Genomic DNA, 22,360 nt, shown 5'->3' on the forward strand with positions numbered 1-22,360 from the left:
GAAATCTCTCCTCACCAAGATCCGTACCCGTATAGTAGACCAAATAAAATGATCGTGAGCACGGAAAATATAATTCGTTGTGCGCGATTATCTTCATCTGGTAATCCTACGACTCCAGAGACGACAAATCCACCAACTAGTCCACCAGCGTGCGCAAAATGATCCAAACTTGCCCCTAAAACAAACGCTAGTCCCACATTTAATCCTAACATAATAAAGAGCGGAGGTCCGAGCGTCTTCATAAAGAGAGAACGATCTCGTAGTCCAAAATAAAGTAAAGCACCGACAAGCCCAAATAACGCACCCGAGGCACCCGCAGAAATTGATTCACTGAATGCATATGATGCTGTCGTCGCCAAAACCCCACCAATCACATAGATAATCAGGAACCGAATCGAACCATACATTCGTTCGACGAGTGGACCGAGTGACCAAAGGGCAAACATATTGATCGAAAAGTGGAACCATCCGATATGCAGAAACATCGGTGTGATCAAGCGCCACCATTCTCCCTGCTCAATGAGTGGATTCACTTTTGCACCGAATGCGATCAACGTATTCGGGTCAAGAGTTGAGCCGACAGATTCAGCTAACCACATGACTAAAAATGTGATAAACATTAGACCGTATACTACTTGCGGTTTACCGAATGAGAACCGCTTTTTTAACTCAGACTTTTTTTCGCGGTCAAGGGAGACAGCAAGCATTCGAAACCGTTCTTCTTCCATAGTGGGCGTGCAGATAGATCGAGATATTGTTACTTTTGCCGGGATTGGAAATGTTAGTGAATCAATCCTCTCCTCATCTACGAGACGTTCGCCATACAAATGAATCGTCAATCGCTTCCGTCCGATCCGAGATAGGCGAAATGCGTTTAGGATAGCATGAATATCGGTCCCGACATGATTTGCCCATGCTTTTTCGGACTGAATGTACAGGTCATAGCTATCTCCCGCTTTCGTGTCGAACAAAATGACCGCGCGTGAAGGCTCTAATATCCCTTCAATTCGCCCGCCGCTTTCAACCGCCCGATAGATATCTTCCCAAAAACAAGTCGTAGCCAATGGAACTCCCTCCTCTCTCAAGTATTCTCTCCATTCTATTGTAAATCACTGAGCACCTCACGACAAAATCGGGACTTGTTCTGGATGCACAAATACCCGTAACCAGATGGTTACGGGTCATCACTATATAGAGGTTACAAGACAGGTTCCATTGTTTTCATGAGCACGTTCGCAGAGTGTTGCATTTTTTGATGCTCTTCTTCTGACAATTCGATCTCAACGACTTCCCGCACTCCTTGACGATTGATGATGGCTGGTACACCGATATGGATATCATGTAGGCCATATTCCCCGTCGAGATGAGCACCGACTGTCAACAATGTGTTTTCGTTACGAAGGACGGCTTTGACCAAACGAAGTAATCCGAGACCAATCGCGTAGTATGTCGCACCTTTACGCTCAATGATATGATATGCCGCGTCACGAACGTTCACATAAATATCTTCGAGATCTTGCCAGTTATATTCGTCATGCTCTTCAAGCAATTGCTCGACCGATTTTCCGTAAATGCGGGCGTTGCTCCAAGCAGCGAATTCTGTATCTCCATGTTCGCCCATGATGTAGGCGTGGCAGTTGCGCGGATCTACATTAAAGTAGTCGCCAAGCATATAGCGTAAGCGAGATGTATCTAGTACTGTACCTGAACCAAAGACTCGATGTTTCGGAAGACCCGAATATTTCCATGCGAGATGTGTCATGATGTCAACCGGGTTTGAGGCAATAATAATGATTCCATCAAAACCAGAATCCATAATCTCTGAAATCATAGATTTCATAATCTTCGCATTTTTTTCAACGAGGTCAAGACGTGTTTCACCTGGACGTTGTGGCGCACCGGCAGTGATGACGACAATATCAGCTACCCCACAATCCGTGTAATCCCCTGCCCAAACACGCATTGGTGATGAAGCAAATGAGACGCCATGGTTCAAGTCCATCGCTTCCCCTTCTGCTTTTGCTTTATTGATATCAATAATGACGAGTTCTTCACATAGACTTGCTGTTGTTAATTGATAAGCGAAGCTCGCACCTACCGCACCTGCACCCACGAGTGCGACACGTGTTACTTTAGCATGATTTAATGTTTCCATATTGATTCTCCACCCTTCGAACAATCTGTTTCATGTTTTTGTTATCTCTGTTACAACATGATTGTAACATCATTCACAAACCCTAACTACAATAGAAACCGTTTTCACTTTGGCGATATTGTGACAATATTCACATTCAAATGGAACATCTTCATTTCCTGTACTACCCTCATCCGAGCACAAAAAAACAAATCAAAGTCGCTCCGAATATAGAGATGAAATTGACCGCATCGTTACCGAGCAGGCGCCATCCAGACACGTATGTCGTCGAGACCTGGTGATGAACTTTTTTTTCAGTCAATTTGCCACAGACAGTACAACGAAACTTGCGTTGCAGAGTCGCTCCAAGTAACGTGTCGATGACGCTACCGCTTAGCCCGATCCCCCATAACATGAGGAGCAGTGCCACATCCATTTGGACAAATAAGATAGAAGAGATCACGATTACGAAAGCCCCTATAATCGACATGAATGTGCCGAATGTGGAAACTGCACCGCTTGTCCCCGGTTCGACTCGCTTAAACGTGAACATGAATCGCGGCTTATTTTTTGAGAGCACACCAAACTCCGACCCCCACGTATCGCTTGTCGCCGCGGCAATAGACACAATGTACATATAAACGTAGACAAAATTTTCTGTGAGCAGATACCCGAGTGCACAAAGAATACCGACTCCACCGTTGGCCAATACCTGTATGGCGTCGCGAGCGCCTGTTTTTTCGATGATATCATCCACTCCTTCTTTATCGCGTGAACGATATTTCGAGGCGAGCGACGAGGTCGAGAAAAACACACCTAGCAAATATAGCCCAAACCACCCAAACGATAGTCCAATCAACGTCCCTGTCAGCACTGTCAAGATGGCTCCTAAAAACGTTAATGACTGCAACCGATAACCGAGATAGGCGACGATACAAGTTACAACAAATATGGCGAACATTGGATCATCTCCTTTTCTGTCACGATCCATTCAACAGGCAGATCATGTGGTTCAGTCGGCACATGACTTACAAGCTGATTCGTGTAAGCCAAAGCAATTGTTGTTCCTTTATATGTTTTTAGAAAACGGTCATAATATCCTCCACCCCAGCCAATTCGATATCCCGCCCGATCAAATACCCTTCCTGGCACAACACAGAGGTCGATTGGCCTCGTCGTCGGTAGAGTCGTCGGCTCTAAAATATTCATGACTCCCGCCTCGAGATCATCGACCGAATGAATGATGTGAAATGTAAGTCCTTGCCTCGTTACTTTCGGGACACAAACCGTTTTTCCTGCTTCAAATGCCTCGTGAATGATTGGAGAAGTATCAATTTCAAGCGGAAGTGAAGATGTCACTGCGATTGTCTGACTTTCTTTCCATATATAGGATGAAAACAGTCGTTGGTGTATCGCTCGATCGACGAGTTGCCGATTCGTCATTTGCTTGATGGATTGATGCACGATGCGTCTTAATGTTGCTTTTTCTTCCACAACTCGTCCCTCCTTATAAAAAAAGCCGCCACATATGTGACGGCCGGTCTCTCATTATTTCACTTCGCGGTAAAGCGTGTGACGACGGAGACGTGGGTTGTATTTGCGCAACTCGAGGCGCTCAGGGTTGTTACGTTTGTTTTTCTTCGTGATGTACGTGCGATCGCCTGTTTCTGTGCAAGCTAATGTAATTTTAACGCGCATTTCTTTCACTCCCATCTCAATGATGTTGTATCAAGTGCTTTTGCTTTACAGTCTAAGCATACTCAATTATCCTACCAAGTTTCTTTTGAAAAAGCAAGGTTATTTCACGTTCTTTTTCATTGGTTTCTGTCCATACGGAGAAGATTCAAGAGGCAGGCAAGTATTGACATTCTCACTCACCTTGTACCATTGCTTCAAGTCATGGATTGAAATCTCTTCACCGACATAAACGCACTCCGCTTCAGGGAACACACTGTTCTCAATGCGATGAATCGCATCGAATAAACCACCATGCCCGTGTGGATTGCGTGTCGCTTCGAAGGACAACATAGTTGAGTATAACGGAAGCGAAAGGGATTGCGCAAGTTCTCTTGCCGCAGGAATCGTCATCCAATCAAAGTGATGAACCACTTTGAAAGAGATCTGTTTCGCCAATTCATGAACTAGTTTGACATACGCAATATTTTGCGTGGCCACCTGATTCATGACATGTTCTAAAAATGTACTAGTCGGGCTCACTCGATACACATGTATGTTCCCATGCCGCTCATACGCTGGTAACTCATCGTGGTATGGTGTCAACACGTAGACGATTTCACCTTCGTTCGCTCTCGCTTCGACCTCATCAACGACCCGCTTTCCAAGTCCTCCGACGATATGACCGTGATATTCGGGAGTAAGCAGCAGGATTGCCGGCTTCTCTTGTTCACGCTCTGTCGTCACGTAATAATCATGGGGTGACAAGAATGAGTCGATGTCGATATCATCGTCTTGAAGGAACGGGTAGGCCGCGAAGTGTTCATTTAGCAATTGATCCGAGAGCTCATCCTGATAGAGCGCCGTTTCAAGTTCGGCAAACAATCGTGTATGTTCTCGGAAGCGTTCAGCAGCGTACTGTGCCGTCGTTTGTCCATCTAAAATAAATGCCCAGTCACTCGACACAGCCAACACATAATGGCGAATCAATTGTTTCAATGCACGATTTGTTAAATCAGATTTTCCGCGATAATCAGCCACATCTTTTACGAGTTGCATCTCCATCATATGAAGGTGGCGAAGCATCCATTCATTTCGTTCATTGATCCACACTTCACCGTATCCTTTGCGCCCCCACGTATTCATCGAGACGTGAACCGTCTGTAAATCTTTGAAGTGACGTTCGAGGAACATCGCCGGAGTGATGGTCTCAATCCCAAATTCCACAAGGCGCTCTGCCACTTTCCCTAGAAATTCCGGTCCTTCGAACCACCAATGACCGAACAACTCCGCATCGAACGGTGCTGTCACTAAAAATGGCGGGAACGTTTGAGCACCATGGGCTTCAAGATGTGATTCGAGTGTTTTCGCAAAATCCATCGCATGATTCTCAATTTGATGTTCCGCCCAGTCGCGGACATAAAAATCTTTTTGATCCGTGTCGCCCGTGATTCGATGCATTTTTAATCCCGTATCAAACCGAATGCCTTCAGGGTGCATGAATGATTGAATATAGTCCCAATCTCGATCATAGGCCAAATCACGATAAAATTCACGATAGTCCGGATGACCCGGGTATCCAATCATCGAACTCCAAATTTTGCCCGAGATGATTTGATCTCGTGGGAACAATGCGACCCCATGCGGAGAATAAACAGGCGCGCCAATCCCTTTGTCAGGAGTCGGATCAGCCTCTAATAAGGCATGCTCATCGACGAACGTGTACCGCACCCCTTCTTCATATAGAATCCGGTCTACTCCTGGTGTATAGGCACACTCCGGCAACCAAATACCTGTAGGGCGGAACCCATAATGACGTTCGAAACAATTAAGGCCAGTCCGGATTTCCGCTCGGGCAGCCTGCTCCGTAAACAGATGCGGGTTGAATCCATGAGTCGCTGTACACGTGACCATATCAATATAGCCCGCCTCACGATATGTACGGAACGCCTCATTCAAGTTTTTATTCCAATGAAGGAACGTGTTTTTCAAGTCTTGATAACGTTGTTTATAAAACTGAAGCGTTGCCGTCTCTGCATCCGTTCTTCCTTCTGAGAGCTCTAAAGCAATCAAATCAAGCATTTCATCCAAATGCTCGGCGTAGCGGTCTTGAATGAGCGGGTCAGCAAGCATTTCTACCACAGGCGGTGAAATACTAACTGTCCAATGTAACGGACGCTTCAATCGATCGACTTGCCAAAGGATCGGGATATAAGTTTCTGATATGGCCTCGTACACCCATCTTTCCTCTAAACGGTGTTTTTCTTCATGCCTAACGTACGGTAAATGAGCATGAAGGACGAGTGAAAAGTATCCTGGTTTCATGTATAGAGTCCTCCTTAACGTACGAAACGGTATGCCGCATATTTTGGTAATGTATCCAATAACTCTGGAGAATCAACTTCTCCGTATTGCCAACGCCTTACTGGTTCTGCGAATCGTCCAACACCGGCTGGTTCTGCCCGTGGCGTATCAAGCGGTGTCGATGCCGCAATCGGTAAAAATTCCCCTTCCATCGTGCGGATTCCAAATTCGAACACATATGTCGTATTTGGATCGAGAGGACGAACGAACCAACTATTCGTCATCTCAGGGAGGTCAAACGTGTAGGACCGGTTCGTGTGCCCGCTAGCGTAATCAAGCAACGTCACATCTAATATACGGAACGCTTTCGGCAATTCTTCCCATCGTCTCATGAACTGAAGCTCTAACGTTTTTTTCACCAAATCAGATACTTCCCAGCACACATATACTGAGTTCGGAGACTGGACGATCGCATGTAAAAAGTCTACATTATATCGGTCTGGTAACTGCCAGTATCCTTCAGGACCTTTCTCAAGGAGTGGTGAAGCCTTCACATCAACCGATTCTTTCGCTGATGCTACTTGTTTGTGTGATGCCGTTACGGACGTCTTTTCTTTTTTCTTGTCGCTTTTTTGTTTCACAGGGATAACGTCCTCCGATTCTTGGTGCTGATTTCTCCATTTTCGCCATGCGTATTGGACTTTGCCAATGGGGACGTCTAGTTCTGCCGCAATCTGTTTTAACGTAAAACCTTGTTGTTTCAAGGATACGATTTTCTCTTCCATCTCTGTTAGGCTCCCTTCATGTAAAAATCCATGTAGACTATTATTCGCTTTCTGGATTGCTTTTCCTGCCCAAAAAAAATAAAGAACAACAGTCTTGTTGTTCTTTACCACTAATCTTATTGGTTCAAATCATAATGTTTCCCTTTTTCAAGGAAAATCAAATGCTCTCCGAAGTTTGTCACATGATCGCCCATGCGTTCGAGGTATCGAGCGATGTTCGAGAATTCATACACATCATTCGTACCGACCGTCATAGCCGGAAGAGAACCGATGTATTGTTTGATCACCGTCAAATTGATTTCGTCAATCACACGGTCCATTTCATTGAGTTCACGAACACGACTCACTTCACCCTTCCGATATGCACGAGTCGCAAGTTCAAGCATGTCGATCAACTGTTCAGCCATCTGCTTAAGCGGTTGGATGTCATGTACATATGGAACATGCTCGATCCGTGTCACTGCTTTAGCAATATTCGTCGCATAATCCGCAATCCGCTCCAAATCAGTGGCTGACTTCATCGTTACAATTAGACGGCGTAAGTCAGTTGCAACTGGTTGTTGCTTTGCAATCAACAGAATCGCTTCGTCGTTGATTGCTAACTCTAAATCGTCTAGTTCGTTATCATTGTCGATTACGGTTTTTGCCAATTCAAGATCATGTTTTTCTAACACTTCGATTGCCGTTGCCGTTTGGCGCATCGTCAAATTCGCCAAATGAACTACTTTATCTTCTAACTCTGTTAACTTTATATCAAAAAATGTACGATTTTGTGCCATCAATCTAGTCTCCTCCTTAACCGAAACGGCCAGAAATATAGTCTTCCGTCCGTTTGTCAGATGGATTCGAGAAAATCTTATCTGTTATATCGAACTCGACAACTTCTCCATTCAAGAAGAATGCCGTTTTATCTGAAACACGGGCAGCTTGTTGCATGTTATGCGTCACGATAATGATGGAATATTGCTCTTTTAACTCCTGGACTAACTCTTCTACTTTTAACGTAGAGATCGGATCAAGGGCTGACGTTGGCTCGTCCATCAAAATAACGTCAGGCTCAATCGCCAACGTACGAGCAATACAGAGACGTTGCTGTTGTCCACCAGAAAGACCGTACGCATTCTCATTCAAACGGTCTTTTACTTCATCCCAAATGGCAGCACCGCGAAGCGAACGTTCGACAATTTCATCTAGCACTTTCTTATTTTTGATTCCGTGCGTACGTGGACCATATGCCACGTTGTCATAAACGGATTTTGGGAACGGGTTCGGTTGTTGAAACACCATCCCGACAGATGTACGCAAATCTTCCACTCTGTAGCCGCGGTCAAAAATGTTTTTCCCGTGATACAGAATCTCACCATTTGTTCGAACCGACGGGACGAGCTCGACCATACGGTTCAACGTTTTAATGAATGTCGATTTCCCACATCCAGACGGTCCGATGATTGCCGTAACTTCATTCTGTTTAATGTCGAGGTTGACGTCAATCAATGCTTGGTCTTCTCCGTACCACAAGTTCAAATTGTTGACGACATAAGCGCTATCTTTTTTCATCTCAGTCATTGTCGGTTCTGTCGTAGTTGTGTTCACGTTTTGATCTCCTTTATTGAGCTCTTGTTGTTTCATCATCTCGAGCTTCCTCCTCATTCATCTGCAAAAACGACTCAATGTCGATTCGTATATTTGTTTCGGATATAAATTGCAACCGAGTTCATCGCAATGAGCATTGTCATCAGTACGATGATTCCAGCTGCGGCCAAGTTTTGGAATTCCGCTTGCGGTCGGCTCGTCCAGTTATAAATCTGAATCGGTAACGCTGTGAAGTCAGAGAAAATGCCACTAGGTGTTGTTGAAATAAACGTGGCAGCACCGACCATGATCAATGGTGCCGTCTCACCGATTGCACGAGACACGGCCAAGATGATTCCCGTGATAATCCCAGGAATCGCTGACGGTAAGACGACATTGAACGTCGTCTGCCATTTTGATGCTCCAAGTGCTAAAGAAGCGTGGCGTAACTCCATTTTGACTGATCGAAGCGCTTCCTGTGATGCCACGATGACGATTGGCAAACTCATGAGACCTAGGGTAAGGGCACCAGCGATAACAGAGTTACCCAATTCCATGACGCGGACGAAAATCGTCAAACCGAGCAATCCGAAGACGATTGAAGGTACTCCAGCCAGATTTGAGATATTGACTTCAATAAATGAAGTCATACGATTTTTTGGTGCGTACTCTTCTAGGTAGATTGCCGCACCGACGCCGATGACAAACACCATCGGTACGATGAGAAACATCAACCATAATGAGCCAATCAATGCGGGGTATAGCCCAGCCTGTTCGGGACGACGTGACGGGAAGTTACGTAAGAAGTCGAGGTCGACCCACCCTGCCCCTTTCGAAACGATGTCATAAATCAAAGTCGACAGAACGACTAACGCAAAGACTAGCCCTGCCAAGAAAACATATTTAAACACTTCATTCAATTGTAAACGGCGCTTGATTCGCTCAGACACTGTTTCACGATTCATCAGGTTCTTTTTATTCTTGAACTCACTATTCGGTAAAGCCATTTTAATACTCCTCTCTGAAGCGGCGCGTCACCCAGTTTGCGAGCAAGTTCATCAAGAGAGTGAAGACGAACAACAACGCACCGACCGCATAGATACTGTAATATTCAATTGTGCCGTACCCTGCATCACCTTTAGCGATTTGAACGATGTAAGCTGTCATCGTTTGAATCGCATTGAGCGGATTGAACTCAAAGTTTGGCTGCGAACCACCAGCAATGGTCACAATCATCGTCTCACCAATCGCACGACTCATTCCAAGAACGATCGAGGCAATGATTCCTGACGTCGCTGCAGGCATGACGACTTTCGTCGCCACTTCAAGACGTGTCGCACCTAAACCGAGCGCACCATCTCGAATTTTCTTCGGAACAGCACTCATCGCATCTTCAGAGATGGAAGCAATCATCGGAATAATCATGATTCCGACTACAATCCCCGGGCTTAGAGCGTTGTAAATTTGAAGTCCTGGAATAAGTGATTGCAAAATTGGTGTGATGAATGATAAGGCGAAGAAGCCGAAGACGATGGTCGGTACACCGGCCAACACTTCTAATATCGGCTTTAACACCCGGCGTGCTCGCTCTGAGGCGTACTCACTTAAATAAATCGCTGACGCCAATCCGAGCGGGACCGCAACAAGCATCGCAATTACAGTAATTTGGAGTGTCCCCATCACAAGTGCCCATACCCCGAAGCGCTGATCTGCACTAAGCGGGTACCACTCTGTCGTCCCTAAAAATTCAGCGACAGGCACTCGTTCAAAGAACTTGAACAGTTCAAAACCAAGCGTGAACGCTATACCGATTGTCGTGACGACTGATACGAATGCGCTCAAGAATAATAAGAACGGCATGATTTTATCAAACACGTTCGTCGTACTGAATTTCTTTTGTTTATTTTGTTGTATCATCTCTCGAATCGAGAGCTCTTTGTTTTGTTCGTTCATCTCGTGTATCGCTCCCTACCTCTTCATACTAGAAAGCATGGCGAGAAGGCGAGAGTAGCTCTCACCTTCTGCCATCTGTCAATATCATTCACCAGCAATCTCATCAATCATTTTCATGTTTTCATCGTAACGTTCTTGCTCCATTTTCACGTAACCAACTTCTTCAGATAGATCAGCAGCGTTTTCGTTCATGAAGCGTGCGAAATCAGCCACTTGCTCTTTATCTTTCAATGATGCGTTGTTGACGTAAGTGAAGATTTCACGTGAGAGCGGGTATGACAAATCGTTGATTGTATCGTGTGTCGGTTCTACACCTTCAACTTTCAATGCACGGAGTGTATCTTGGTTTTCAAGGTAGTAAGCGAATCCGAAGAATCCGATTGCACCTTCCGTCCCTGCGACACCCGTTACGAGTACGTTGTCATCTTCCGACAATTGTGCGTCTTGGCGAATATCGACTTCATCAAGAACTTTTTCGTCGAAGAAATCATACGTACCTGAATCCTTACCTGGTGCGAAGAATGAAATCTCTTCATCTGGCCAGTCAGAGCGAACATCTTTCCACGTTTTCACGCTTGTGTCTGTCCACATTTTTTTCAATTCTTCAATCGTGATATCTTGTGCCCAGTCGTTTGCCGGGTTTACAACGAGTGATAGACCATCAAGCGCGACTGAAAGTTGTGTGAATTCCACACCATTTTTCTCAGCTTCAGCTGCTTCTTCATCTTTGATTTCACGTGATGCGTTTGAGAAGTCTGTCTCTCCCGTCACGAAACGTTTGAAGCCCCCACCTGTACCAGAGACACCGACCGTCACTTCAACTTCCGGTTGTTCGGCTGAATATTCTTCTGCGACTGCTTCCATGATTGGGAATACAGTTGACGATCCGTCCATGACGACTTTTCCTGAGAGCGCATCGCCTTCAGCAGCTCCACCTTCTTCATTATTCCCACAGGCAGCACCTACGAGTGCGACCGAAGTGATTGAAGCGAGTACAGCTGATTTTTTCATCCAAGACATTTGTGACGTCCTCCTTGAGTTTGCTTTGATTTTTGTTGTGGATCTGTTGTTATGTCCTACAATTAATATCCTAATGAACTTCTATTAACGAGAAATAAACGGAACGTAAAAGAATTGTAAAGACAAAAAAAGAAGTCACCGAAGTGACCCCTTTCATTGAAGCATTGCATTCACATCTTCTAAATCAAAGTAAGCTTTCATGATGTCATGAGCGACACGCGTGTTGATTCCCTCTGCCTCAAGTCCAGGCATGATGATGGCCCAAGCAATTTCTGGGTCATCAAACGGTGCCCAACCAACATGGTTGGAGTTCAGCGTCTTAATCGGCTCCCCGCTGGCGTTTCGTTTCGCCTGACCGTCTTCACCTTCAGCGATGGCCTGGGCTGTACCTGTTTTACCTGCAGCCGTCATACCTGTCTGCTGCAAGATACGAGATGAACCTGATGAAGATTCAACACCTTGACGAAATCCTTCGCGAACTCGCTGAATGTACTCATCTTGAATATCGACTTTATTTAACGCATTTGGTTGGAACGTGCTGACGACTTGCTTGTTATTTTCATCAAGCGAACCAGGCTCAATGATTTCTTTAAGCAAGTGCGGTTGTACACGATAACCACCATTTGCTAGAGCGGACGTATACTGTGCCAATTGAATCGGCGTGTAGGAAATATACTGCCCGATCGACATATCCATAAGAAGTGTGACACGGTCCGGGATGCTACGGAATCCGGTAGATTCAAACGGTAAGTCAATTCCAGTCTCGACTCCGAGGCCAAACTGTTTATAATAATGTTCCATCGTTTCAAATGCTTGTGTGACATTTTCTCCGACGATTTGACCTGTCGAGTAATAGTCAGCCAAACGTAATGCTATTTGGAACATATAGATGTTCGATGACATTGCGAGTGCATCTAAGTCGTTGATGTTCCCCATGTTCCGATATGAGGCTTTGACGGACGACCCGATTCGAATCGGAGCATCATAAATATATTCACCTGGTTTGACGACACCTTCTTCAAATCCATAGGCGACTGTCGCCCCTTTAATAGTTGACCCAATTTGGCTGGCACGCAGCACCGTTCCGGTCGAAACGTCCTTAAATTCGTTCGTCTCTAAATCAAGTTCCTGTCCTGACAATGCAAGAAGCTCCCCCGTTTGAGGATTCATGACAACAGCAAAAGCCCGATCAAAGTGAGGACTTCCAGAACGTCCTGCTCGAATAGCCTTCTTCAAAATCTCGTCGATTTCTTTTTGGAATTCGATGTCCGTTGATAACACGATATCTTTGCCTGGGTTTCCGCTGACTCGTGTCGGTTCCCCGACTGGTTCCCCTTTGTAAGTCGTGAACACATCGTATGCTGGCGTTCCACGAAGGACGTCTTCATATTGTTGTTCCAAGTAAGATGTCCCAACCCGGTCATTCAAACCGTACCCCTTCGCCTGATAAGACGCACGTTGTTCTGCCGGGATTTGACGATAACTTCCTAAGAAACTTTTAAACGTCTCGTCGAATGGATAGTCCCGCTGATAGTACGGTTCGACACTTACACCAGGCAATAATTCTAGATTTTCTTCGATGACCGCCATCTCTTTCGGACTTGCTCCGATTTTGATGACCTGTGGGTCTAATGCATAGCCGCTTTCCATATTGTGCTTGATGGCGATGATTTCTTCTGTCGCATCATCAAACGTGATTTCTTCTTCTGTGATCGAGTCAAGCAAAAGGCGATCCACGTCTTGGTTAGACAATGCCGCCCGTTCCTCTTCCGATAACGCCTCCAACAAAGATTGAGTGCGCTCTTGCGCTAACTCCGGATTCGTTGCAATCCAGTAGTCTTTGCGGTCACGCTCGGTCATTTTACGATCTTCTTTCGGAATATCGACAATCTCTGCCAATTTTTTTGCAACATCTAACCGTTCATCCGTTTTCGTCACTTGCGAGCGGCGATACATGACCGAGTAATTCGAAATCGTATCCGCAAGCACTTGACCGTTACGGTCGTAAATCTTTCCTCGCGGTACCTCATACTTGATTTTACTCGACTCCGTTTTCTGTACTTCTCGAGCAATCAATTCCCCGTTCACGATTTGAACGACCCCTAACCGAAAAATAAGAGTTGCAAATAGAATGAAGACGATAAAAAATAGTAAATTCAAGCGTAACGGTAAGTGGTTTCGCCGTTTCTTCAGCACTTTCACACGATTTTTAGCCAAGCCCGTTAACTCCTTCCACAATCAATTCCTTCTATATTATAGAGAACAGTATAATCTGTCATTTTGTCCGATTTTCACTATATCATAATTTGTTTACAAAATAATGAAAAGCACAAAAAAACCCGGGACTCATGTAAGAGTCCCAGGTAAGAACAACTTATTTTGCGTCAGCGTACAATTTCGCGACATAATCCCAGTCGATGACATGGAAGAATGCATTGATGTAGTCAGGACGACGGTTTTGATAGTTCAAGTAGTAAGCGTGTTCCCAAACGTCAAGGCCAAGAATTGGCGAGACGCCTTCCATGATCGGTGAGTCTTGGTTAGGTGTAGACGTCACTTCAAGTTTCCCGTTTTTCACGACGAGCCATGCCCAGCCTGAACCGAAGCGAGTTGTTGCAGCTTTTGTGAACTCGTCTTTGAATGCGTCAAAGCTACCGAACGACTCGTCGATTGCAGAAGCCAGGTCTCCAGACGGCGTACCATTCTCATTTTTCTTCAAGAGCTTCCAGAAGAATGAATGGTTCCAATGACCGCCACCGTTGTTACGGACAGCAGTTTGAATGTCAGCAGGAAGTGAATCGATTTTTTGGAGTAAGTCTTCGAGTGAAGAGTACTCTACATCTTTCCCTTCGAGTGCATTGTTTACGTTTGTGACGTAAGTGTTGTGATGTTTTGTGTGGTGGATTTCCATCGTGCGAGCATCAATGTGTGGTTCGAGTGCATCATATGCGTAATCAAGTTTTGGTAATTCAAATTTAGCCATTACTAAAATCCCCCTTAAAAGTGTTTTGAACAACGTTCGTCTTAAATGTAACAGATATGTGACGGTCTACTCAATTCTAATGCTTCACTCGACATCTTCTTCCGGTAACGCCCAGACAGAAATAGACCCCGCCGCCACTTTAAATACCCCAAATCCTTCATCATCAATCTCAATTTTGTCCTCTAAGGTATTCGTCAAATCGACCCATGTTTCTCCAGAGCGCTCTTCACCAACGAACATTCTCTTTTCAGCCTCATCGGAATTTGAAATGAGAACGGCGCATCCTGAACGTTCAATCTCTTCTGCCCCATGGCGAACCCATCCAATGACATTCGACTCATCGAAGTAATCATCCTGGTCGCCGTAAGCTTTTTCACGACGAGCATATAGGAGCGTGTCAATCGCAAGTTTCATGCCATCAGTCGGGTGTGGTCCGTCAATACCGTAGTAATCTCCATAGAAGACACAAGGATACCCATCTTTACGAAGCAAGACGAGACCATAAGCGATTTGTTTAAACCATTCTTCTACCCACGATTCAAGCGCCTCCTCAGGCTGGGAATCGTGATTATCCACGAATGTCACCGCATGAAGGGGGTGTGACTGAACGAGTGTGTCATCAAAAATCGTTCGCATATCAAATGAAGCCCCTTCTTGCGATGCGCGATGCAAATTGTAATGAAGGGGAACATCGAACAAGTCGACGTGATAATCGATGTTATCAAGGAATGCTCGACACGCATCGAGGTCTGATTTCCAAAACTCCCCGACTAAATAGAATTCATCCCCCTTCTCTTCTCGCATCGTTTGGCTGAACTCTTTCACAAAATCATAGTTGATATGCTTAATTGCGTCCAAACGGAATCCGTCACATTTTGTTTCCTCGATGAACCATTTACCCCAGTTCAACACTTCCTCACGCACATCTGGGTGGTGATAATCGATATTTGCGAACATGAGGTAATCATAAACACCGAATTCGTCATCAACGTTATCATTCCACCGCTTATTCTCTCCAACGATGAAGTAAATACCAGAACGGTCAGTCGCCGCATCATAATCAGTTCCGTTAAAATGAGTGTAGTCCCATTTGAAATTCGAATATTTCCCGTCTCGAGCTTCATAATCAAACTTCGTCCAACCTTCAATTTCAAACGGCTCATCTGACAATACTTTTGTTCGGTCGTTCGGATCGACTTCTAATACTTCAAAGTTCTCGGTTGCATCCGCGCCTGCTTTATGGTTCATGACCACATCCATATAAATTTGCATACCTAACTCTTGTTGACAATACGCTGTTGCTTCGAGTAGTTCTTGTTTCGTTCCATATTTCGTGGCGATTGACCCTTTTTGATTAAATTCTCCTAAATCGTACAAGTCATAAACACCATAACCAGTGTCCTCACCACTTTGTCCCTTCGTAACAGGTGGTAACCAAAGGGCCGTGATTCCAGCTTTATTTAAGACTTCTGCTCTCTGTTTTAATCGCTTCCAATGTTTTTGGTCTGCCTCAACATGCCATTCAAAAAACTGCATCATGGTGTGATTTCGTTCCATTTTGTTCGCCTCATTTCATATTTTTCAAAAAACAAAATGCTAACGAGTATTTACCCACGATCATTAGATTGAAAACAAAAAAACAACTTTCACAAAATGAAAGTTGTCGGAAAATGGACCCTGTAGGACTTGAACCTACGACCGGACGGTTATGAGCCGTCTGCTCTAACCAGCTGAGCTAAGGGTCCTTATAAATAGCGGCGGAGGGAGTCGAACCCACGACCTCACGGGTATGAACCGTACGCTCTAGCCAGCTGAGCTACACCGCCATGTTGTTATACAGTAATAATATACTGAATATATTTTAGAGTGTCAAGGGAAATTCCTTACCGAACAGAAAAAAGCACTCCAAAAATTCATTTGGAGTGCCCAGTTCTTATACGGTTACTTCGTTTGCATCTTCTAGTGTGATTTCTGTGATATTCATCGCATGGTCACCGATTCGCTCAAGGTTTGAGAGCATATCAACGAAGAACATACCTGCTTGTCCATCACAAGTCCCTTTGTTCAAGCGGACGACGTGGTTTTTACGGAATTGACGCTCGAGCATATCAAGCTTCGCTTCCATTTCAATGACTTTACGTGCCTCGACCATATCACTGCTCGCCAACGTTTGAAGTGATTTCTCTAACGTTTCACGTGTGAGGTCATACATTTCAGTCAATTCTTTTTGAGCATCAGCCGACAGTGTGACTTTCGTAGCTGTCTTATAGTCGATTAACTCAATGATGTTTTCAACATGATCACCAATGCGTTCGATGTCGTTGATTGCATGCATGAGTGTCTTGTGCTCTTGTGATTCTTGTTCTGTCAAATCAACTGCGGCCAATTTCACGAGATAATCAGTAATTTTGGCATTTAACGAATTTAACGCTTCTTCGATATGAGCTGATTTTTCAGAGTGTTTTTTGTCGCCTGTAGTCAAATAGTTACGCGCTTCATCAAGACCAAGTTTTGCGAAATCTCCCATGCGGATGACTTCATATTTTGCTTGTTCTACGGCAATCGATGGTGACTGTTGAATGAAGATTGGATCTAAGTGTTGCGCTTTCGTGTCAACGATTGAATCTTCGCCAGGAACCATTTTCGTCACGAGCCAAGCAATCGAACCAATGAACCAGAACTGAATGAACGTATTGGCAAAGTTGAACGTACCGTGTGCGAATGCAATTTGCATCTTGTCTTCAATTGCTAAGAAGTCTGTAATCCAATAGATATAATTTGTAAAAGGAATTAACAAAATCATGAAGATTGTCGTACCAATCAAGTTGAAGATGACGTGCGCTGCTGCTGCACGTCGTGCGGCAACCGATGCACCGATTGATGCGAGAATCGCTGTGATTGTTGTTCCGATGTTATCACCGAACAATACTGGAAGTGCAGCGTCTAAGTCGATTGACCCTCCAGCATATAGCTCTTGTAAGATACCAATTGTTGCGGAAGATGATTGTACAATGACAGTAAATACTGTACCGACGATGACTCCGAGGAACGGATTGTCACTCATAGATTGTGTCAAGTCGATGAAATACTCACTTGAACGAAGTGGACGCATCCCGTCTCCCATCAACTCAAGACCGTAGAAAAGTGCCCCAAGACCAAAGATGACTTGTCCAAGGTGTTGAAAACGTTCTTTCTTAAAGAAGAAGAGCAGGACTGCACCGATTGCAATCATCGGAAGCGAATATTCACCGACATCGAATCCGATAATGAATGCCGTGACCGTTGTACCGATGTTTGCACCCATGATGACTCCAATTGCTTGACGAAGCGTCATGAAGCCAGCACTGACCAGCCCGACCGTAATAACGGTAGTACCTGAAGAAGATTGAATCAATACTGTAACGATAATCCCGGCGAGTACACCGAGGAAAGGATTCGTTGTATACTTATCAAGGATGTCTCGCAGGCGATTCCCTGCAGACTTTTGGAGTCCGTCTCCCATCGATTTGATCCCGAAGAGGAAGATCCCTAGACCTCCAAAAAACATGAATAACATTTCTTGCAAATTGTATTCCACGATTTTTGTACTCCTTTTAATTAAGAATTGGTTGGATTTGCTTGGTTTTTAATGCCCTACTCATTATGCCTTCATCGGCATCTTCATGTAAACACGTTTTATGTAAAAGTTTTATTAAAACGCTGTACCAAAATTGTCTATTTATGAGTCTTTGTAATATAACAGATTGGAGTTTTTATATGTTATCCACGATTTTCACGTTTCTCCGCTCAAGTCTAGTCCCTTCAAAACAAGTGTTACGACTTCGTCTTGCGCCACTACATGCTTATATGGGCGCAGCTTTTATTCTGACGCTTGTCATCACTACGTTAGATTTTTTAGTAATTCGTCCTGACTTTTTTATTCCGATGTGGCTATTTTTACACGGCTTCGCAATCTTCTTTTTCTATTTGATTTGGGTATCCATCATTGCTTTATTCGTCCAATTGTTTACGAAAATCTATTCAAAAAATATGTTGCCCTATCGTCAATCTTGGCCATATGCCGTGTCGATGACTCTTGTGCCGACTGTTCTGTTAGTCACGTTGTATCATATCAATTCAAATTTCATAGTTATTGGTTTGATTATTGGATTAGGGTATGTTATCTATCCTCTGACGAAAGTGCCACAAAAAAAACAACGTCGGGCGTCCTCTTGAACGCTCGACGTTGTTTATGTCGGTGACAATTCCTCAAGTGTTTGATTCAGTGCCTCACTTTGGTCTCCTAAGTTCGTGCCAGCATCTTGTAGTGAGCGTTGAACATTCGACCAACGATCTACCCCTTCATTTAAATCACTCAATTTCCGCTCAAGCAATGAACTGATTTCTCGTAACTTCTCATTCGATTCCATCAATTGAACGAGCCGCTCCCCTGTACTAGAGGTATGAACAGTAATCTCCTGAAACTCGTCTAGCTGAACTTTAATCTCGTGATCAATCGTCTCGATACCAGCCTCGACACGATCGACGGCACCTTTTAGAAGGTGAATCTCCCCAATGAAGTCATTGACTTCAGATAGCAAGTCTGTTCGTTCTATGTTCAGCGCTTCAATGGCACTGACCGCTAGAAGCGTGGCCTCATTTGTCATTTTGGCCAAGTTGCCCACTTCATTCGCAACGACAGCAAATCCTTTGCCGTGTTCTCCAGCTCGTGCCGCCTCGATTGATGCGTTTAATGACAGCATTTTTGTCGCTGTCGAGACGGAGAGGATACTCTTTAGCGCTTCATCTGCCTTTGAAGAGTTCACTTCACTTTCCATAAGCTTTTGCTGAATGGACTCAACTTGACGCTCGACATAGGCACTGACTTCTTTCACTGCAGAGAATGTTTCAAGCTCTTCATGTAAAATTGATTTTAATCGATTCCCTCGTTCATCCACACTTGTAATTTGTTGTTCGAGCATTTCAATTTGTTGTGTCACTTCTCTCATTTTAGATGAAGACCCGCTTGTCACACATTGATAAGAGTGACTCGTAGACTCTACAGTGGCTGCGACTTCTCTAAACTGTTCCACTTGATGGTGACTGTTCAATAGCTCTTGTTTGAAGACTGGCAAGCTCTTATTAAATGCTATTGCAGTTTTCCCCATCATTGTCATCGATTGATTCCACAGATGAATGAACGCATTGAATTCCGTTTCTAACATATGTATTTCCTTTGACTTTGCTCCAAGCATTACATAGTCGAATCGGCGCGACTCGACAGCGCGACGTAACGAATTGGCTAGAACACTTAATGACTTTACTTCACGGTGAATGAACCGTGTAAACATAAAGGTCATCCCAATCATCGCAATCAATAAGATGTAAACGATATGCCTCCGTAACTCACTCATCGAACCGAGAACAGATTCTTTCGTGACGACAAGAACGTAATCTGCTTTCAGTTCAGGAATCGGTACGGAAGCAATTAATAATCGCTCTGTTTCTATCACTTCCGATTTAGAATTCTCAAAGATATCTTCTATAGAACTGTCTGCCGTTATTCCTTTCTTCCCTGTCAATTGCACGACCGACTGCTCATTCACTAAAAATTGAGCCGCATCCATCTCATCTCCCGATAAGATCGATGCTTGTTGCATATAGGTAGACTTCAGTGAACGATTCAATTGTTTCTCGTTAGCGACATAGGCACTGTATGAGGTCTTAATTGATTCTCGCATAACCGTGACTTCTCGCAGGAGACGTTGCTCAATCTCCGCTGACAACAGTTGTTCAGATTTTAGTGCGAACCAACTAAATGTGAGGATGAAGATAAGAAGGACGATTGGCATCAGTGTCCATTGAAGACGGTGTGCCATTTTTAGACGTTTATTTTTCTTGGTTTCATTTCTGACTTTTTTGATTAGATGTCGTTTGAAATTCCACTTCACGTGTGCCACCTCTTTTTATAATCTCGCCTATATATCGGTCTTGAGACGGTGGAAAATTATGAAGTAGATGTTAAGATAACGTTATAGTTTGTAAAGAGCACACATCCGTTACGCATCCTAGATGCTTTTTCACATTCTTTTCGTTATGATAATGAAGAAACCTTATCATCTTAAATCGATTGGATTCTTTCCAAAAGAAGGAGATTACGTATATGTCAGAAATTTTGCATCGTTCATTAACACGTCCAATTCGTGTCGGTAACTTGATTATCGGGGGATCTAACGAAGTCATTATCCAATCTATGACCACAACGAAAACACATGACGTCGAGGCGACAGTCGCCGAAATCAAACGTCTTGAAGAAGCTGGTTGCCAAGTCGTTCGCGTGGCATGTCCAGACGAACGTGCAGCTGACGCATTAGCTGAAATCAAGAGCCGCATCAACATCCCGCTCGTCGTCGATATTCACTTCGATTACAAGCTTGCCTTAAAAGCGATTGAAAGTGGCGTCGATAAAATTCGCATCAACCCGGGTAACATTGGTCGCCGTGAGAAAGTAGAAGCTGTCGTAAACGCAGCAAAAGCAAAAGGGATTCCAATTCGGATTGGTGTCAACGCCGGCTCATTAGAAAAACAATTCCTTGAAAAGTATGGTTATCCGACTGCCCAAGGAATGGTTGAAAGTGCCATGCACCACGTCAAGATTCTCGAGGACCTTGGATTCTACAACACGATCATCTCGCTCAAAGCGTCTGACGTGAATCTCGCACTCGAAGCGTACACGCTCGCTGCGAAGACATTCGACTATCCACTCCATGTCGGAATCACAGAGTCTGGCCCGCTCTTCTCTGGCTCACTCAAATCAGCGGCCGGACTCGGCGCCATCCTCTCACTCGGTATCGGCTCAACTGTTCGGGTCTCGCTATCAGATGATCCAGTAGAAGAGGTAAAAGTTGCAAAAGAAGTACTCAAGTCGTTCGGGCTTGCAGCGAATGCCGCGACTCTAATTTCTTGCCCAACGTGTGGGCGAATTGAAATCGATTTGATTTCGATTGCAAAAGAAGTAGAAGATTACATTCAAAATATTAACGTCAATATTAAAGTTGCCGTTCTCGGATGTGCGGTAAACGGTCCGGGTGAGGCTCGTGAAGCCGATATCGGAATCGCTGGCGCACGTAACGAAGGTCTCCTCTTCCGTCACGGAAAGATTATCCGTAAAGTGCCTGAAGCGACGATGGTCGAAGAATTGAAAAAAGAAATCGATGCCATCGCCGCTGAAAAAATGGCTGAACGTGAGCGCGAAGAACAGGAACTCGCAAATCAATCAAATTAACAAATCTCATTCCCGTACGGTTGCAACCGTACGGGTTTTTGATAGAATAGAGGGCATATGAGGAGGAGTGATGAGATGCGAATCGGCATTGATTTGGACGGAACCGTTACAGATCCTAAAAGTTGTTTCCTATATATGAATGAATCACTCGGTTATTCGATTGATTATCATCGTGCGACCGAGTACGAGTTGCATACGTATACAACGATGGAGCAACATGAATTTTGGAAGTTTATGATTGAAGAGGGGCATGAGGAAGCGATTTACCGCCGTTCCCTTCCGCACTCCGATGTGCTTAATGTGTTATGGGAGCTAAAGCGACAACATCATCTGCATTACGTCACTGCCAGAAGTGAGGCCGTGCGACCGGTTACGGAAGAATGGATCAAACAGCATCGCCTTCCGCTCGATTCGTTGGTCATGACCGGTTCCCATGATAAAATCAATGTCGTCAAAGACTTGTCACTCGAACTGTTTATGGAAGATCGATATGAGAATGCAATCTCGATTCATGAAGAAACATCAATCCCGGTACTCCTATTCGATGCACCTTATAATCGTAAGACGTTACCAGAGGGCGTGACCCGTATTTCGACATGGCGCGAGGCGCACCATCATGTCGCACAAATAGAGAAACAAATCGTTCTACAGCAACGTTAAAAGGCAATCCC

The 22,360-nt window shown here is 44.5% G+C and carries 20 protein-coding genes and 2 tRNA genes; 3 read left to right on the forward strand and 19 right to left on the reverse strand.

Annotated elements, in window-relative coordinates; genetic code table 11:
- Positions 1–11: 11 nt before the first annotated feature.
- From KNO98_RS03520 to KNO98_RS03605, 18 genes are all read right to left on the reverse strand, one after another.
- Positions 12–1,064, reverse strand: a complete 1,053-nt coding sequence (locus tag KNO98_RS03520; RefSeq protein WP_214699002.1) for a rhomboid family intramembrane serine protease — start codon at positions 1,062–1,064, stop codon at positions 12–14.
- A 134-nt stretch (positions 1,065–1,198) separates the two neighbouring features.
- Positions 1,199–2,155, reverse strand: coding sequence for an L-lactate dehydrogenase (locus KNO98_RS03525; RefSeq protein WP_026825711.1), 957 nt, complete (start codon positions 2,153–2,155; stop codon positions 1,199–1,201).
- A gap of 169 nt (positions 2,156–2,324) precedes the next feature.
- Positions 2,325–3,095 carry a DUF92 domain-containing protein gene (locus tag KNO98_RS03530; protein WP_214699004.1) on the reverse strand — a complete coding sequence of 257 codons (771 nt, stop codon included), beginning with the start codon at positions 3,093–3,095 and terminating at the stop codon, positions 2,325–2,327.
- A complete protein-coding gene (locus KNO98_RS03535) occupies positions 3,074–3,628 on the reverse strand; it encodes a 5-formyltetrahydrofolate cyclo-ligase (protein WP_026825709.1) in 555 nt (184 codons plus the stop codon). Before KNO98_RS03535 ends, KNO98_RS03530 begins: the two co-directional genes overlap by 22 nt.
- A 54-nt stretch (positions 3,629–3,682) precedes the next feature.
- Positions 3,683–3,847, reverse strand: coding sequence for a 50S ribosomal protein L33 (gene rpmG, locus KNO98_RS03540; protein WP_255313299.1), 165 nt, complete (start codon positions 3,845–3,847; stop codon positions 3,683–3,685).
- Between the two features lie 84 nt (positions 3,848–3,931).
- Entirely contained in the window at positions 3,932–6,133 is a 2,202-nt protein-coding gene (locus KNO98_RS03545) for a 1,4-alpha-glucan branching protein domain-containing protein (protein ID WP_214699006.1), read from the reverse strand.
- Between the two features lie 14 nt (positions 6,134–6,147).
- Complete coding sequence (locus KNO98_RS03550; protein ID WP_214699008.1) at positions 6,148–6,897, reverse strand: DUF4912 domain-containing protein; 750 nt, start codon at positions 6,895–6,897, stop codon at positions 6,148–6,150.
- A 116-nt stretch (positions 6,898–7,013) separates the two neighbouring features.
- On the reverse strand, positions 7,014–7,676 hold the full coding sequence (phoU, locus tag KNO98_RS03555) for a phosphate signaling complex protein PhoU (protein ID WP_034770988.1): 663 nt from the start codon (positions 7,674–7,676) through the stop codon (positions 7,014–7,016).
- A gap of 16 nt (positions 7,677–7,692) precedes the next feature.
- A complete protein-coding gene (pstB, locus tag KNO98_RS03560) occupies positions 7,693–8,463 on the reverse strand; it encodes a phosphate ABC transporter ATP-binding protein PstB (RefSeq protein WP_235181876.1) in 771 nt (256 codons plus the stop codon).
- Between the two features lie 101 nt (positions 8,464–8,564).
- The gene (pstA, locus tag KNO98_RS03565) at positions 8,565–9,476 is read right to left on the reverse strand and encodes a phosphate ABC transporter permease PstA (RefSeq protein WP_214699010.1); all 912 of its coding nucleotides are present in this window, start codon (positions 9,474–9,476) and stop codon (positions 8,565–8,567) included.
- A 1-nt stretch (position 9,477) separates the two neighbouring features.
- Positions 9,478–10,422 (reverse strand): phosphate ABC transporter permease subunit PstC, encoded by a 945-nt coding sequence (gene pstC, locus KNO98_RS03570; RefSeq protein WP_214699012.1) that lies wholly within the window; start codon positions 10,420–10,422, stop codon positions 9,478–9,480.
- Positions 10,423–10,506: 84 nt separating this feature from the next.
- Positions 10,507–11,442, reverse strand: a complete 936-nt coding sequence (locus KNO98_RS03575) for a PstS family phosphate ABC transporter substrate-binding protein (protein WP_034770981.1) — start codon at positions 11,440–11,442, stop codon at positions 10,507–10,509.
- A 153-nt stretch (positions 11,443–11,595) separates the two neighbouring features.
- On the reverse strand, positions 11,596–13,659 hold the full coding sequence (locus KNO98_RS03580; RefSeq protein WP_214699013.1) for a peptidoglycan D,D-transpeptidase FtsI family protein: 2,064 nt from the start codon (positions 13,657–13,659) through the stop codon (positions 11,596–11,598).
- A gap of 157 nt (positions 13,660–13,816) precedes the next feature.
- Entirely contained in the window at positions 13,817–14,425 is a 609-nt protein-coding gene (locus KNO98_RS03585) for a superoxide dismutase (RefSeq protein WP_026825700.1), read from the reverse strand.
- Between the two features lie 84 nt (positions 14,426–14,509).
- Positions 14,510–15,982: an alpha-amylase gene (locus KNO98_RS03590; protein WP_214699021.1), complete on the reverse strand. Its 1,473-nt coding sequence runs from the start codon at positions 15,980–15,982 to the stop codon at positions 14,510–14,512.
- Between the two features lie 114 nt (positions 15,983–16,096).
- Positions 16,097–16,170: transfer RNA gene (locus KNO98_RS03595), tRNA-Ile, on the reverse strand.
- A gap of 7 nt (positions 16,171–16,177) precedes the next feature.
- A tRNA-Met gene (locus tag KNO98_RS03600) sits at positions 16,178–16,251 on the reverse strand.
- A gap of 107 nt (positions 16,252–16,358) precedes the next feature.
- Positions 16,359–18,002: a Na/Pi cotransporter family protein gene (locus KNO98_RS03605; RefSeq protein WP_026825698.1), complete on the reverse strand. Its 1,644-nt coding sequence runs from the start codon at positions 18,000–18,002 to the stop codon at positions 16,359–16,361.
- A gap of 179 nt (positions 18,003–18,181) precedes the next feature.
- On the opposite strand from KNO98_RS03605, the gene KNO98_RS03610 reads away from it, so the two are divergent.
- Positions 18,182–18,640 carry a hypothetical protein gene (locus KNO98_RS03610; protein ID WP_026825697.1) on the forward strand — a complete coding sequence of 153 codons (459 nt, stop codon included), beginning with the start codon at positions 18,182–18,184 and terminating at the stop codon, positions 18,638–18,640.
- Between the two features lie 14 nt (positions 18,641–18,654).
- Here the strand turns inward: KNO98_RS03610 and KNO98_RS03615 are convergent, their stop codons facing one another.
- Complete coding sequence (locus tag KNO98_RS03615) at positions 18,655–20,355, reverse strand: methyl-accepting chemotaxis protein (RefSeq protein ID WP_214699023.1); 1,701 nt, start codon at positions 20,353–20,355, stop codon at positions 18,655–18,657.
- 212 nt (positions 20,356–20,567) lie between these two features.
- Here KNO98_RS03615 and ispG point away from each other — a divergent pair, with 212 nt between their 5' ends.
- Together ispG and KNO98_RS03625 are read left to right on the forward strand one after the other, a co-directional pair.
- A complete protein-coding gene (gene ispG / locus KNO98_RS03620) occupies positions 20,568–21,689 on the forward strand; it encodes a flavodoxin-dependent (E)-4-hydroxy-3-methylbut-2-enyl-diphosphate synthase (protein ID WP_026825695.1) in 1,122 nt (373 codons plus the stop codon).
- A 75-nt stretch (positions 21,690–21,764) separates the two neighbouring features.
- Entirely contained in the window at positions 21,765–22,349 is a 585-nt protein-coding gene (locus KNO98_RS03625; RefSeq protein ID WP_026825694.1) for a hypothetical protein, read from the forward strand.
- The last annotated feature ends 11 nt before the right edge of the window (positions 22,350–22,360 follow it).

The organism is Exiguobacterium sp. s57 (assembly GCF_018617685.1).
GTDB classification, from domain to species: domain Bacteria; phylum Bacillota; class Bacilli; order Exiguobacteriales; family Exiguobacteriaceae; genus Exiguobacterium; species Exiguobacterium marinum.